At 56.7% G+C, this 14,529-nt stretch carries 9 protein-coding genes, 7 pseudogenes and 1 other annotated feature; of the genes and pseudogenes, 6 read left to right on the forward strand and 10 right to left on the reverse strand.

Translation table 11 applies throughout. The features are described 5' to 3' along the window. Nucleotides 1-9: 9 nt before the first annotated feature. Nucleotides 10-1,247, reverse strand: a protein-coding gene (locus QFZ94_RS40760) for an IS3 family transposase (protein ID WP_429458928.1) whose coding sequence is annotated in 2 segments (ribosomal slippage) — nt 10-944 and nt 944-1,247 — 1,239 coding nt in all. Because the reading frame shifts where the segments join, the coding sequence is not laid out codon by codon here. Beyond that, nucleotides 841-957: a sequence feature (AL1L pseudoknot), on the reverse strand. It overlaps the preceding gene by 117 nt. 51 nt (nt 1,248-1,298) lie before the next feature. Here QFZ94_RS40760 and QFZ94_RS40765 point away from each other — a divergent pair. Next, a pseudogene (locus tag QFZ94_RS40765) lies at nt 1,299-1,808 on the forward strand (ATP-binding protein); the annotation flags it as partial. A 65-nt stretch (nt 1,809-1,873) separates the two neighbouring features. After that, nucleotides 1,874-2,023 (forward strand): annotated as a pseudogene (locus QFZ94_RS40770) (integrase core domain-containing protein); the annotation flags it as partial. A 35-nt stretch (nt 2,024-2,058) separates the two neighbouring features. Here QFZ94_RS40770 and QFZ94_RS40775 read toward each other — a convergent pair. Further along, nucleotides 2,059-2,569 (reverse strand): annotated as a pseudogene (locus QFZ94_RS40775) (transposase); the annotation flags it as partial. A 113-nt stretch (nt 2,570-2,682) separates the two neighbouring features. Between QFZ94_RS40775 and QFZ94_RS40780 the strand changes: the two are divergent. Next, nucleotides 2,683-3,207, forward strand: a pseudogene (locus QFZ94_RS40780) (IS5 family transposase); the annotation flags it as partial. Between the two features lie 235 nt (nt 3,208-3,442). Here QFZ94_RS40780 and QFZ94_RS40785 read toward each other — a convergent pair. Together QFZ94_RS40785 and QFZ94_RS40790 are read right to left on the reverse strand one after the other, a co-directional pair. Further along, on the reverse strand, nt 3,443-4,645 hold the full coding sequence (locus QFZ94_RS40785) for a pectate lyase (RefSeq protein WP_429463749.1): 1,203 nt from the start codon (nt 4,643-4,645) through the stop codon (nt 3,443-3,445). A gap of 474 nt (nt 4,646-5,119) precedes the next feature. Then, nucleotides 5,120-5,308 carry a hypothetical protein gene (locus tag QFZ94_RS40790; protein ID WP_429463751.1) on the reverse strand — a complete coding sequence of 63 codons (189 nt, stop codon included), beginning with the start codon at nt 5,306-5,308 and terminating at the stop codon, nt 5,120-5,122. Between the two features lie 304 nt (nt 5,309-5,612). Between QFZ94_RS40790 and rpoD the strand changes: the two genes are divergently transcribed. Then, a complete protein-coding gene (rpoD, locus tag QFZ94_RS40795) occupies nt 5,613-7,598 on the forward strand; it encodes an RNA polymerase sigma factor RpoD (RefSeq protein WP_429463753.1) in 1,986 nt (661 codons plus the stop codon). 843 nt (nt 7,599-8,441) lie between these two features. On the opposite strand, the gene QFZ94_RS40800 is transcribed toward rpoD, so the two are convergent. After that, entirely contained in the window at nt 8,442-8,624 is a 183-nt protein-coding gene (locus tag QFZ94_RS40800; RefSeq protein WP_410850866.1) for a hypothetical protein, read from the reverse strand. Nucleotides 8,625-9,266: 642 nt separating this feature from the next. Here QFZ94_RS40800 and QFZ94_RS40805 point away from each other — a divergent pair. Beyond that, nucleotides 9,267-9,893: an HD-GYP domain-containing protein gene (locus QFZ94_RS40805; protein WP_429463755.1), complete on the forward strand. Its 627-nt coding sequence runs from the start codon at nt 9,267-9,269 to the stop codon at nt 9,891-9,893. A 107-nt stretch (nt 9,894-10,000) separates the two neighbouring features. Here the strand turns inward: QFZ94_RS40805 and QFZ94_RS40810 are convergent. From QFZ94_RS40810 to QFZ94_RS40820, 3 genes and pseudogenes are all read right to left on the reverse strand, one after another. Beyond that, nucleotides 10,001-10,129: pseudogene (locus QFZ94_RS40810) on the reverse strand (transposase); the annotation flags it as partial. A gap of 822 nt (nt 10,130-10,951) precedes the next feature. Beyond that, nucleotides 10,952-11,521, reverse strand: coding sequence for a chorismate mutase (locus QFZ94_RS40815; RefSeq protein WP_429464302.1), 570 nt, complete (start codon nt 11,519-11,521; stop codon nt 10,952-10,954). Nucleotides 11,522-12,188: 667 nt separating this feature from the next. Next, nucleotides 12,189-12,677, reverse strand: a complete 489-nt coding sequence (locus QFZ94_RS40820; protein ID WP_410850864.1) for a DUF3757 domain-containing protein — start codon at nt 12,675-12,677, stop codon at nt 12,189-12,191. A 906-nt stretch (nt 12,678-13,583) separates the two neighbouring features. On the opposite strand from QFZ94_RS40820, the gene QFZ94_RS40825 reads away from it, so the two are divergent. Continuing rightward, nucleotides 13,584-13,784, forward strand: a complete 201-nt coding sequence (locus tag QFZ94_RS40825; RefSeq protein WP_429463758.1) for a hypothetical protein — start codon at nt 13,584-13,586, stop codon at nt 13,782-13,784. Between the two features lie 54 nt (nt 13,785-13,838). On the opposite strand, the pseudogene QFZ94_RS40830 reads toward QFZ94_RS40825, so the two are convergent. Beyond that, nucleotides 13,839-13,980 (reverse strand): annotated as a pseudogene (locus QFZ94_RS40830) (IS3 family transposase); the annotation flags it as partial. 30 nt (nt 13,981-14,010) lie between these two features. Further along, nucleotides 14,011-14,451 (reverse strand): annotated as a pseudogene (locus QFZ94_RS40835) (IS3 family transposase); the annotation flags it as partial. Nucleotides 14,452-14,529 lie beyond the last annotated feature (78 nt).

Genomic DNA, 14,529 nt, shown 5'->3' on the forward strand with positions numbered 1-14,529 from the left:
TTGCTTGAGTCATGCCACGGCGGCAGACCCAGCGAGATTTGCATAATAAGCGGCTTCGGCCTGCGCGGGTGGAATGTTGCCGATGGGGCCGAAGAGCCGACGATTGTTGAACCAGTCCACCCATTCGAGCGTCGCCATTTCAACGGCCTGCAGATTGCGCCACGGTCCGAGGCGATGGATGACCTCTGCCTTGTACAAGCCGTTGATCGTTTCAGCCAGTGCGTTATCGTAGGAGTCGCCCACGCTGCCCACCGACGGCTCGATGCCCGCCTCGACCAGCCGATCCGTATAGCGGATCGATACGTATTGCACGCCGCGGTCGCTGTGATGGATCAGCCCGTCCTGCTGCGCCGGCTGTCGTTCGTACAAGGCCTGCTCCAGTGCGTCCAGAACGAAGTCCGTGCGCGCCGAGCTCGACACGCGCCAGCCGACAATGCGTCGGGCGAACACGTCGATGATGAACGCGACATAGACGAAGCCCTGCCAGCTCGATACATAGGTAAAATCTGAAACCCACAGCGCATTGGGCCGTTCGGCCGTGAATTGCCGCTTCACCAGATCCTTCGGGCACGGCGTCGAACCATCGCTCACTGTCGTACGTACCGTCTTGCCCCGCACCACGCCGCGCAGGCCCATCTGCTTCATCAGCCGCTCGACCGTGCAGCGCGCCACGACAATGCCTTCGCGCTTCAATTGCGTCCAGACCTTGTCTGCGCCATAGACCTGGAAGTTTTCTTCCCACGCGCGCCGGATCTCATCCTTGAGCATCCTGTCACGCTGGGCCCGCGGCGGCACCAGGTCAGGATTGGCGCGGCGAGCCACATGGGTGTAGTACGTCGACGGTGCGATTGGCAGCACCCTGCAGATCGGCTCGACCCCGTAGACGTGCCGGTGATCATCGATGAACGTGATCATCACTTCGGTCGGCGGTCGAGCTCCGCCTGTGCGAAATACGCTGACGCCTTGCGCAGGATTTCATTGACCTGCCGAAGCTCACGTACTTCCCGCTCCAGTTCCTTGAGCCGATCCTGCTCCTGCGTACTCGTGCCCGGGCGCAAACCCCGATCCCGCTCCTCCTTGCGCACCCAGCTACGCAGCGTCTCGCCCGAGCAGCCAAACTTCGCCGCAATCGACGCGATCACTTTCCATTGCGATTCCCGGTCGCCTTGATGTTCCAGCACCATTCGCACAGCCCGCTCACGCACTTCCGGCGAGTATCTTGGGGATTTCTTCTTCGTGTTTTCCATAGCTCCATTTTCTCAAGAAGTGGAGTCTCCGGAAAACCCGGGGCGGTTCACTGCTTCGAGCTACACACGCTGAAGTTCGTCGCCGACAGCGACAACGCGCTGCTGATCGGCAAACCCGGCACCGGCAAAAGTCATATCGCCAAGGCTATCGCCTACAACGCCACCCTGCAGGGAATGAAGGTGCGATACGTCGAGTCCGACACCGTGTTCGCCGGCTATGCCGTGGAAACACGTGCCGATCAGGACCGGCTGCTCAAGGCCCTGGTCGAGCCCGAACTCCTCGTGCTTGACGATCTGTTCCTCGCCAAACGCATTCCCGATGCCGCGGCCGAATTGCTGCAGACACTGGTCCATCAACGCTACAAGCAACGTCGCAGCATCCTCGTCACGTCCAACCGTGTCGTCCAGGACTGGGGGCGCTACCTTCGCGACAGCACCATGGCCTCGACGATCCTTGATCGTCTGCTGCATCGCTCCAAACTCCTCGAGTTTGAAGGCAAGAGCTATCGACTCCGGGAAGCTGCTGCCAGGCTTGCCGTCACTGAGGAATCCGACGCATAATCCGCTCGTCCTGCCTGGGGGAATTTAGCCGCCCACAAGTGGAGGAGTTTGAACTGCCCATCGGGGCCTTCATGCCAAAACCAGATGCCGCGACCGCAGCGCGCAATCTCGCCGTCGCGTTCGAGCATTACAACGAGCAGCACCCTCATAGCGCGCTGAAGTACCGCTCGCCACGCGAGTTCAGGCGCACAACCGATTCATCAACTCAAGTGTGAGGCGGTGTCCGGAGGTGCAGGGGCAAATTCAGCCGGCCACGTAGGCCGCCAATCGGTGGAATGGCGTCAGGCAGCGGCAGCAACTGGGTGACGTCGTTGCGATTCGCCCCAGTGAGGATCGCGCCGACAAAGACGCCATTGGCGTCTACGAGGACGTGGTGCTTGGAGCCTGGGCGCGATCCGTGGGGCTCGGACCAGCTTTTCGCCCGCCCCAACGGCTCGCACAGCCAAAGAGTCGACGGCTGCTCGGCTGAAATCGAGTTCGCCTGCCTCGCGTAACTTCGGCAGCAGTAGCTCCTGCAGTCGTTTCCCGACGCCGGCCTTCTGTCAGTCGCGCAACCGTCGTCAGCAGGTTGAATCCGATCGAAAATCCCTATTTCGTCGACAGGTCGGGCCAGCGGATACCGGTCTTGAGCACGAACAGGATTCAGTTCAGTGCAGCTCGGCTGGCAACCGGCCTCGATTCTTCTTGCGCCGGGGTTTGGGCGACGGCAGCAATGGCTCGATCAGCGTCCAAAGTTCGTCATCAACAATCGGCGCGCCCATCCTTGGTTCCAGTTGTTCAGGTGGCCAAGGTTAAGGAAGGTCGGCAAAAGTCCTGGCATTGGGATTCCGGTGAACTATCCTGGGATGAAGGGAGTGAGTTAAGGAGAGCCCAGATGACGCAACTTGGACTTGACCTGGATTTGACAACGAAGCGCACGCGTAAGCGCGAATTTCTCGATGAGGACGGCGCGGTGTGCCTTGGTTGAAGCTCATTGCGCTGCTCGAACCGTACTATCCGACTGGTAAGACTGGACGGCCGCCGTTCCCGATCGCGACGATGCTGCACATTCATTTGATGCAACAGTGGTTTGGTCTGTCCGATCCAGCGATCGAAGAAGCGTTATATGACGTGCCGCTGTATCGTGACTTCGCAGGATCTGACGGCGGCACGATGCGTTTGCCGGACGAGAGCACGATTCTGCGGGTTCGTCACCTTCTCAAAGCGCCATGGACTGGCTGCGCAGATGCTCGCGCTGGTCAATGAAATCCTGGTGAAGAAAGGCATGATGCTCAAGACCGGCACGGTGGTCGTTGCCACGTTGATTCCGGCGCCCAGTTCGACGAAAAACAGCTCCGGAACGCGCGATCCCGAGATGCGTCAGACGCAGAAAAGCGATAACCGGCGTTTCGGTGTGAGGGGCGGATTTCGCTTGATAGAAGGCGCCGTCGCGCAGCATGTGAAACTCGCTCCCGGTAGCACATACTAATGCAATCACCGATACGTGCTGCGCGGCGGGCGATTCCCGATCTGTGGTATTGCAGTGCCTGCGATGCGTCGTTGGATCGTGAAAGGGCCGCCCCTGGGCACTGACGTCAATGCCAGCGAGACGACCCCAACAGCCAGCGGGAAGTCGTCCTGATTGATCGCTGGCACTAGCGAGGACCGTAGGCCGACGCGGCGTTGAGAACGGACGAGGCCGTCCCAACTCGATAGGCGTAACCGACGGGCGCGATTAAAAAAGCCTCGCCCTTTGCCGATCTGCCGGTGGACTGAACGTACCGGTTTGCGTTTTCATGAAAAGAGTAGACATCGTCCGGCAAATCCAGACCGACCTGAATGCTCTGGTTAGTTCTAAGAAAATAGTTGCTTTCAACATAAACGACGCTGCCGCTTCCGATCTGCAGGGCGTTGTACTGGGTCTCGTCTGACCCGACGGCCGTGAGGCCAGTCGGTGTGGCGTCGTTATCGAAATAATTGTCGTAGGCGTGGACCCAGCCCCGCAGCAGCGGACGCCCCTTTAGGTTGGGGCCGAACTGGTTATGGTGCAAGGTGACATGCAGCCTGTGCCCACCATATGCATACGAATCCTGCCGAGATGCGCCCACTACCATCGCCAGGCGTTCATTGGCCAGATCTTGGTTCTTGCCCGTCCAGTCCCACAGGGGATCGGGGCGCATCGCCAGCCATTCATTGGTGAAATAAAACCGGCTATACGAGACCGTCACATTATCCGATGACAGCGTCACACTCATCAGATTGTCGCTCGTATCGTAGAAGGAACAATGATCGACCCATGCATTGGTGACCCGTCGCAGCGACACGCCTTCATAGTTGATGCCGGCGTTGTTGGATGTGCCGTAGACTTGGGCGGGTAGGGCCTGTAGATCTCCGATGACGCCATGAAAAGTGATGTTTCTGATCACGACATTCTGGATGTTCTGGTCTGCCGGCAGCATTTCGCCGTCGAATTTAAGCTGGACGTTTTTCAGCACCGCATTGCCACCGCTGGCGCCTTCGATCGTGGTGTTGTTCCAGTCCGTGCTGGCGAAGGTGATGGTCGTCAGTCGCGGTCCGCCGTAGATTTCGCCCTTGACTAGGATGTGGTGCTGTCGCGCGCTGAACGCAGCCAGCAGATCAGCGAGGCTGTCGACCGTGACGGCTGGATCGTCTGATCCGGTCGCCGTTGCGAAACCGCCGGTGTCCGTGGGCAGACGCGCGGTAATTGCGGTCCGATTGAAATTGGACCGCAAGCCTGTCTCTGCTGAGCGGGCAGGCGCAGAAGACGACCCGTGCCCCCCAACACAAGCGCACAGCAGATATGCGATCAATATTGTCAGGATCAGCTGCGGCTTCATTTCATTTCCTCCTTTCAGGCCCGCACATTGTCAAGAGCCGGCATAGGCGATTTCGGCACGAAGGTGCTTCCGCACTGTCAGCTTCTCTCATTCAGCTTTGGAATACGCCGGCGCCAATGTGCATCTTGTGGCGTGGCTGCTAGTTCGTGCCGCGCCCGGTAGGACCGCCGCCCGCGGGCGGATGTGAAATCCATGCCCACAGGAGCGTTCGAGATTGCGCCAATGCGCCGATGCGCGCGCCCAAGGCGCCATAACGCCCAGCCATTCACCGAAACCCGGTGGATGCCGGATTTCTGTCAAAAAGAGCGAGAATATCGGCTTTGCTAATGAGGGTCAATCCAGAGCCCACGCGGGAGAAGGTACTGAAGGCGGCCGACACGCTAGGGCAGTTGCACGCCGTAGACGTGATATCCGTCAAACAGCAAAAGCTAGCGGTCCAGCCGAGATGTTCTCGTACGGACCTCGATGAGAGGCCTACTCGCCAATGAACCGCCATTTTCGGCGTAGAACCGACGACTGAACGACGGAAAGAGGCACGTCTCCAAGTCGGAGCTCGACCGAACCCAACGACGTTTGGCCGGAACGGCCCTGATGCGCTTCCGACTCCGCGCCGTATTCATAGATGCTCCAGTTCCACGCAAAGATCTCGATAAGCTTCGTCATATTCTATCCATCCAGATGTCGAATTCTTAGTGTGGCCCGCGGCGTAGCACGTTAACGTTGCGGACGGTCCAGATTCGCCAACTGGTGAAATGCGGTAGTTTGTGTTACGTTGCTAACGCATTGATGCTTTTCGCCAAGTCTTGCGGTTCCCTCGCGTCCGCCCGTATCTAGGGGCTACGCATTCACTGCCCGTTGCGATTCCACAGCCTGTGTCCGTCTGTAACAGCGAAACGTGCGCGGCTCGTCGGCCGAGTGTGGACAGTCGCTGGTCGCGATTGCCGGGCAATCACGTCCAGGAGAATCTATGTCAAAGGTCGATTGGCCCTATTCACGTCCAGGCACAGTTTCGTCCGCTCTGAACGCGTCGGTCCCGCGCGCGTCGAAGGTCGATCCCGTAACACCCCTGCAGTCGATCGACGGGATATCGCAGGACGAAGAGCAACAGGAGCGCTGGATGCGCACTCTCATCCGACTCGGCAACCAGCGCGGCTACCTGACTCATGCGGAAATCAACGATCATCTCCCCGACAATTTTGTGCATACCGCGGCCATTGAAATCATTGCCAGCACTTTCAACGACATCGGCATTGCAGTCTACGAGCAGGCGCCTGACACGGAGAAGCCGTTCTTGGACGACGCGGCGCCGGCAGCCACGTCGGACGACAAGGCAGATCTGGAGGCCGAAGGCGCGCTTTCAACCGTCGATCCTGAATTCGGGTGCACAACGGATCCCGTTCGGATGTATATGCGTGAAATGGGTGCGACCGAATTATTGACTCGCGCGGGCGAGACTGAGATTGCGAAACGCATCGAAGAGGGACTCCACGAAATGGGCTTGGCGATCGCACGCTGCCCGCCGACTGTCTTCACGATCCTTCGAATGGTAAAGCAGATTCAATCTGGTGAACTGCGCATCGATGAACTGGTCGACGGCCTAAATGAAGACTCCGAAGCGGTCCTTCGGTCGTTGCCAGAGCCGGCTAAAACCCCGGACATTGAACACGACAGCGCTAAGGGCGACGGCGGTGAGGGCAGCGTCGTCGAAGACCGGGACATGGTGAAGGGGAGCGAACCGCGAATGAAACAGCTCACGAGAGACGGCCTCGCTATCTTTGCGCGAGTTCGTGACCTGTACGAACAGATTTCAGAAGCCGACGCCGCGCAAGAAAACGGGCAGGTCGCCCGCGAGCGCCTTTTTGAAGCGATCCAGCGGGAGCTTGCGGCTGTTCGCTTCACGGCACGGACTATCGATGCGCTATGCGCTGATGTGCAGCAGCAAGTCGCACAGGTACGTGCGGTCGAGCGACGTATTCTGCAGATTGCCGTTGACCGGTGCGGCATGCCGCGCGCGCGTTTCGTCGAGTCGTTTTTGGGATACGAAACTGATCTCGCGTGGACTGAAAACTCGGCGACGTCCCGCGAGTACGGTGCGGCACTTTCACGCAGTCTACCGGAGATCCAGACTGAACAGCAGAAGCTTATCGATATTGAGGCTAAGGCCGGCCTGCCCTTGCAACACTTGAAGAAGATCAACAGGCAGATGGTGGCAGCCGAGTCGAAGATGCGGCAGGCGAAGCGCAAGATGATCGAGGCGAATCTGCGTCTCGTGGTCTCTATCGCGAGAAAGTACGCGAACCGAGGCGTGCCCCTTCTGGATCTGATCCAGGAAGGTAACATCGGCCTGATGAAAGCCGTCGACAAATTTCAATATCGACGCGGCTGGAAGTTTTCAACTTACGCAACATGGTGGGTCAGGCAGTCAGTCACGCGTTGTCTTGCGGATCAGGCGCGCACAATCCGAGTCCCCTCGCATATGATCGAGTCAATCAACAAGCTAAACCGGATTTCGCGGGAGATTTTGCAGGAGACTGGGCAAAAGGCTAATCCTGCTGCGTTGGCTCAGCGCATGGAATTATCAGAAGACAAGATTCGTGACATACTGAAGGTCATGAGGCAACCCTTATCGCTCGAGACGCCAGTGGGCGAAGATGCCGACGCCACGCTTGGCGATATGATCGAAGATCCAATGGCTGGATCCCCGGCGGATGCGGCCGCGCGCTCGAATCTGCGAGCCGCAATCGACGAAGCGCTGGATTCATTGTCGCCGCGTGAAGCGAAAGTACTGCGAATGCGGTTCGGGATTGATGTAGCGTGCGGCTACACGCTCCAGGAACTTGGCAAACAATTCGACCTGACGCGCGAACGAATCCGGTACATCGAAAGCAAGGCGATGCGAAAACTGATGCAGCCAAATCGCGCCGACAAGTTACGGCGATTTGTCGACGATTAAGTCCCACGTCCACGCATCGGAGGGACTCGTGGTCAGAGCAACATCGAGCTGCAGCATCCCATCCCGATCTGTGTGTTCGCCAACAAGGAACACATCCGTTACATCGAAATGTGATGGACCCGCTTGTCTACGATCGTGGCCGCATCCTTGAACGTTTCGCAGACGACGGCTCACGGCTTGGACGAACTCATGTGCATTGTCTATGCCAAGGACTTGAAGCCCGGTGCGATGGTTTCGCACCAATACGTAGACCTGTACATTGAGATAGTCAATGCTGGACCGCAGAACCTTCGGATCGGTGTTGTCGAGAATCTTTGGCGTCTTTCGTGGCAGCGTGATACCGTTCAGACCAATGCCGATTGCGCTTGTCCGACGCCAAGGCGGCTTGCTTCGTCAGGATGCGGTCTATGCATCATAGTCGCCCCGCGTGAAACCACGAAAAGGAACCGACTTGACGATAAGGGCGGATTCGATGATAGGTCGTGTCCAGCTTCCCAGCATGAGCATCTACGTCATGGGAAGCCGCTTCACCAACAGTTCCCGCGCATGTGGACGGTCACTTTGACGTCTTTCGGAGTCGACCACCTTGGACCGCCGCCAATCCACCTTTTGCTGAACCTTATTCCAACGTCTGGTGCTCATTTGCTCACAATCGCTGCCAGCAAGCGAATGCGGCGGCTTGATTGTCCCCACGGCTTTTCGGCTACTGAGATGGATTCGAGCCGCTCGCTTAGGTACGCACTGCGAGCGACCCAATCGCGCAGCGTCGAATCCCTGAGTCGCGAAAAAAACGTCATCACGCCAGCTGTGAATATCGCCGTCAGCCTCAGCATCCTCCACAGGTTACGTATCCGATTCGGTGTCCGCACCATGTGCACGAAGGGCAGCGAAAGCGTCGCCGAACTGGACGATTGCCTCTAAATCGTCATCCAACGCGAGCGATGAGTCATAGTCAGATAATGCATTTTCCGTCGCTTCGACAAGCATGGCCTCAAGCGTTTGCGGATCGATCCTTTTCCTGAGCATGGAAGACTCCTTGTGAGGTGTGCAGCCATTCCCAGCAATTTGTGGGCCACAAGAAAGAGACGGTCAGTGCAGGTTCCGACCGACTGGGCCCCATCACTTTGTCGCGTTCCGGACATGCGACCGTCATAAGTGCAACAAGATGGTCATCTCCGGTGCAGCATCGGAATCCCTGAGATTCGGCCCTCAAGAGGTGTCTTGTGAGACGTAATCTCCGGAAATCGAAAAAGCCTCGCCATTGTCAATGCAAGAACACCTTGACGCATCGCACACTTTGCCCTCTTGTCGATTTGTGTTTGCGGGACTTACCTTTATCATCCGCCGTGTCGAATCAGTTCATGGCCTCAGCTCGCGATGGAACTGGCAACAAGTTGGCGACGAGTTCTCAAGGGCTCCTCTGAAAGGGAGCGGTTTGTCGAATTGGAGGGCAGTTGCATGTATTGGGGAAAGGAACATATCGCGCACGAAACGATCGTCGTAAGTCTAATGGTTCGATCAAACCGTTTGGAGATTTGAATGCATTTTCATGAGCTAACCAATGACGAATGGGGGCGACCAAGATGCCCCGCGAATACGTTTGAGCATCGACCGCTTAAGCGAGATGGACCGATGGAACCCGGATCGTCTCTTACCCGGCGGTTGCGCGTGGCCGCGTTGCAGCGCTTTATCGAAGTTAACGGGTCCCTAGATTACAAACTCAATTCTATGGTCATCCGGCAGACAGTCAATCACAGCAAGCGCGTCGCGGCACTCGCGAGTAGGATGACGAGCAAGATGAGCGGGATGGGCTGGAACACGGACACCGCCTGCGAAATTTGGGCGAAGCGCCTGTCAGTTGCTGCGCTTTTTCACGACATAGGCAAAGCCGCTGTATCGGCGCGAATCCTTGGCAAACCGAGTGCGCTTGACAAAGCGGAATACTCAGCGGCGAAGGCTCACGCGGCACTCGGTGCGAAGCTGATTGACCAGGTAGCTTCCGGCTTTCCGCAATCCGATTTGGCTGGTCTCCTCAGGGAGGTAGCCCTGTGTCATCACGAAAAATGGGACGGAACTGGCTATCCTAGCGGCCTTCGGGGCGAATCGATTCCGATGGCAGCGCGTCTCGTCTCAGTCGCTGATGCCTACGACGCCATCCGGTATGCGCGAGTCTACAAGCGCGCTATCCCCAGAAGTCAGGCGATACGGGCGATTGTTGATGGTGCAGGCTCGCAGTTCGACCCTCGTATGGTGCACCTCTTCCTTTCGGTCGTTTCTGCCGTTCGTCAGAAATAGATGGATCTAGAAGAGGAGGGAGGGGGCCACGGAACCGAAGCGCACCCTTCCCGATTCACTCGAACTCGCCAAGGGCAACTGATCCTTCACCAAATGAGCTCCTCTCCTCTCGCACGCCAAGTGTAGAACGATGCATGACTGAACCCCTGCTTCTCGCTTAGCTCTTTGACTGGCACACCGGCATCGGCTTCCTTCAGAAAACCGATGAGTTGTCCTTCCGTAAAGCGCTTCTTCATGTTCGTCTTCTTCTCCGAAACGAACTTTACTAGGTTCCGGTTAGCTCTACTCGTTGGGAGCAGGTCACTGGGGGACGAATCATGCGGGGCCTAGCAGGCCAAAGCCACAAATATCGAGGTGGGAAGATAGTAACGGGGATCACGGCCGGGATAGAAGCGAGAGGTCAGGGATCTCGACTATTGCTAGCGAGTGTTTCGCCGAAGCTCGATGATCGCACGAAGCTCGTCTGCACTAAATCTACCGTCCAGCACAATCTTTCCTTGCCGCCAGTCCGGCGCGTTCCGGACGTCATTCCAGTCGATCCAGCCATCAGCCTGTCTGAGTACATTTCGCGCTGTTTGGTCGTCCATGCTTCCTATCTCAGCGTAGAAGGTTGATGAGCCGAACACGGCGTATTAAAGGATGATGCGTACTTCAGCGAACTTGATCGCCGATTTGGAATCGTGACCGACTCGGCGGGTCTGGCATTGCGCGATGTCGATTGTAGGTTTTTCCGCAGTTGAGATCGAGTTCGGCTCCAGGACGTTGGGGTTTTGGGGATGTTTTCTAAGTGGTCCACCTGTGCGTGATCCAGTGATGACGCCACATGAGACCGTAAAGCATCGCGTCGGCAATGGTTTCGTCGCCACTCTACTCACGGATAGTCCCCAAAGAACGTTGCGCACGTCGTCAGGGCACGCTTCGACATTGAAACAATGCTGGTGCCCCAGCGCAGGGGATCCTCTCCATCTCAAATGCGCAACGCCGCCATTTGCGCAACCGAGTTCCGATATGTCCGCCTTCAGGAAGCTTCCTTGCATGTCTTTAGCCCCCCCGGAAAGTCAAAACTTGACACATATCCGCGCGACCGCACGGTCGAGGGCCGCGAGATGTAGGGCATCAAGCGACGTTTGTTGGGCGACGCGTCCCACTGCTGTTGCAACCTGTGTCTGGCAGTCTGTATTGCTGCGAAGAGGCGCCACGCCCTTCAAATTCAGCATGATATTGGCCTGCAGCTTATCCAGAATGGGTCGAATAACGCCCGGCAAGCTCTGGCGAGGCGTTGCGGGAGCATTGCCCTGACGCATCCAGTTGCTGAGCAGCTCGTACTGAATTTCTTTGTTAGCTTCAATTTGGTCCGAGAAAATGTTTGTCACATCCTCCGTGGTTAGTCCGTACTCAGACGCCATCGCCACCGCATTTGCGATGACTTGCGCTTCTCGCTGAGGGTCATAGACGGGTTGGCCCGTGTCCCACTTGTTCAGGGCGACCTGGTCCGCGGTGTTGAGGCGATCTGCCATGCTGCGCACGAGCGGCACGAACGCATCCTGCTGTGCCTCGGCAGAGCAGCCTGTCACGAGCCATACGGCTAGTGCGAGTGTCACGGCATTCCGAGTGCAAACACACCTCATGTTCTTCTTCAGTTTCAAAACTACGACTCCCTATTGGTTCATTCTCGCCTGCGGCGAAGCGCTCCGATACGACGTCCATCGCTACAGTCGCTCTGCAGTTCGCACTACATTGGACCTCAAATCCGGATAGTTAGGACATGGTCTGAGCCAAGACATTGGTCAACGCTAATTTTCGACGCCCACTCGACAAGAATTTTCCATTTTCCAGAGCGCCGGAGAATTTAACGTAATCATCAAAACTCTCACGGTCCAGACAGTTGTCAACATGACCAGCAAGCAAAACCTCAGATTCCGCGCCCCCCATTCTCGAACTTAAGCCGGCAAGCTCCGGGAGTTTGTCGTCCGACGTCCTTGAGCTTACATGCTTCGCCGAGCGCCCCCAGTTTGCCTCCGTTTTCATTGGAGCCGACAATCGTCAGAAATCTTCCGATATCCCAACCCGTTCAATCAAGGTCAGCTTGACCGCTTGTCGCGGAGCTCCTTCGTATAGACCGCTTTTGAAATTCGATTCATCCATACCTCCGCTTCTCGGTATTACGAAACGTTGGCTCACATTCTTTTCGACCGGGCCTCATTGCGCCCGCAAGTCGGTGTTGCGGACGAAATCGCGGATCTTGCTGAACGCAAAAGCGAGGCGAGAGAAATCGTACGCTTACGATTGCTCAGGTCAGGGCCGCCGAACGACCTCGAACCTACAACGCCAAGCGGCCCGCTCAGTGCATTCATAGTAGTCGAGATCGTAAGGTCCCGATTTCCGGCGCCATAAACCTACATCGACCCTTAGACCAGGTAGCGGCGGCCTGGGGTCGAACCGTAGATCCAAATGGCCGCCTTGGGCAAGTTCGTAGGAGCACCGGACTAACGGCGATCGCACAGAACCGTCATTATCAAGTTGCGGCGGAAAAAACATGGCAGAAGTAAATTCCTTGATATTACCGTCGCCCGGCCCTCTCGAAGTACCAATCCATTCACCCTCGTTATCGTTGGTTGTTGCCGTGTACACACCCCGCGCAATCTTGATGTTGGCAGGCATCGGGCAGCTTTCGTACGTTTCAGCAGCAGCGCAATACGATGCGCCGAGCGCAAGGGCAACAACAAGTAAACTTTTCATCATCGGTTTCGTTTCTCCACTTTGCAAAACGGTAAGTTCAAGCATCTGATCGTCTGGCTGAGCACTCAACACATTCTATTATGCAAACTATAGGTGGCAGCCAATTTCGCCCTTTGATGACCTATAGTCCACAATGACCATAGAAACCAAAATCATACTTATATATTAATGACGCGGATGATGAAAAGTAAAAGTAACTTATGCCTGATAAAATATCGTTGATAGTATGTCGAGCCCATGTTTCCCGTAGCAACAAGGAGGGCGGCGATAACGCATTCAGCGGACACGAGGAAATGACGAAGATGATCCGACGCACACTCAAGGCATTCAGCGCGAAACAGGCCACCCGCAATAGTCTGCGGACAGTATGAACACTTACCAGGGCGGCGGGATCGCGACAGGTGCATGAACCAGGACCGTGCTGGCACGCGGCACTTGCCCGTCGGTGAGCGGCAACAGTCTGTTGGCAGGAATGCGAAGAAATGAAAATGGCATCAAAAAGTAACCGGAAAGTCGTGGGCTCTTTGCCCGCGTCGTGCCCGAGACCACCTCTCGACCTAGCAGCACGGTCCCCACCGACGATCGTGCGTTGGTATCAATATACTTGATGCTTTTCTTCTGGCAGTTGATCAGACAATTTAGTAAGGTACGCGATTGCGGCGCCCAGTGGACGAGTCACATAATTTACGGCATGTTAACAAAGGAATGTATATGGAAAAGATGAAGAGTGTGCTTTTTGGTGGCCTTCTGTCCGCGGTTCTAATGGGTGTGGCGGCGCAGGCCTATGCGGTCGCGGCGAGCGATATATGCATATACACAAACCAGAAAGACCCTACCGAGAGTTATCCCTACTACTGTGGGACCGGCCCGATAGATGGTCCGGGGAGTCAGGCGACGGAGTAATGTGGCCGGTCTTTGGGCTTGGCACAATGTCGGCCGAGAACCTAGGCGATGACAAAAGGAACTCGCGCAATCATCAGCGGCGTAGTATCAAACGTAGCATTGGCCGATGTCCGAGGGGAAGGTGCACTGGTGGAACTGGCTTCCATTCCGCTGTTTGTCTTGGCCAGATCACTGATTGCGGGCAAGGAACCCGCGGCGGAAGTGTTCCGCACGCCCGCCGCAGTTGTGAAGTGCTTCTATCGAAATTAGGGAGCGGCTGACCCATTTCATGCGCCCGGTTTTTCGCCTTCCAGAGGCCCCGAGTTAGTCCGTTAGCCGCGCAGGCCAGTCCTGCATGAACTGAGTTGGTGACAAGCCACGCCATGAATGACGACGACTGGCGGTTATAGAACATGTCAAGGTATTTGAACAAGTCGGCCATGGCTTCGCGATGCGTGCGATACTGGATCGGACGGAATTGGCGAAGGCCAACAGGTTAAGCAGTGATTTGATTCAGATAAAAGCGTCGTGTGAACGCGACAGGCGATTGGTAGTCAGCAGCGCCTGCGGGCGTTGCCGGTTGTAGAGGATTTCGATGTATTCGGTGATCGCCAAACGTGCCTGCTCGCACGTGGCAAAACATTAATGCTAGACCAGTTCATTCTTCGGCGTTGCCCCGACGGATTCGATCGGGGCGTTGTTGTAGCGGTTGCCACGGCGGCTCAGCAACGCGTGTATGTCAAGGTGGCCGATGAGTGTTTGATAGGCGAGCGGGCGCTAGTGCCATCCTCGATCGCTATGGTGAACCAGGCCGGCGGGTCACGACAGCGCGAAACAGCGCCGACATGACCAAATTTGTCGTCATCCGTTCCCTTACCGCCTAGCCGACAATTTTACCACTGTACAGTTCCTTCAGGCCGGCAAATACAGTCATGCCCCCGCCCCTGCTTCTCGGTATGACGAAACGTTGGCGTCCACTTTTTCCGACCGATCTCGGAACGGCGAGTTCCGGATC

Source organism: Paraburkholderia sp. JPY465, assembly GCF_050436725.1.
Lineage (GTDB): Bacteria > Pseudomonadota > Gammaproteobacteria > Burkholderiales > Burkholderiaceae > Paraburkholderia > Paraburkholderia youngii.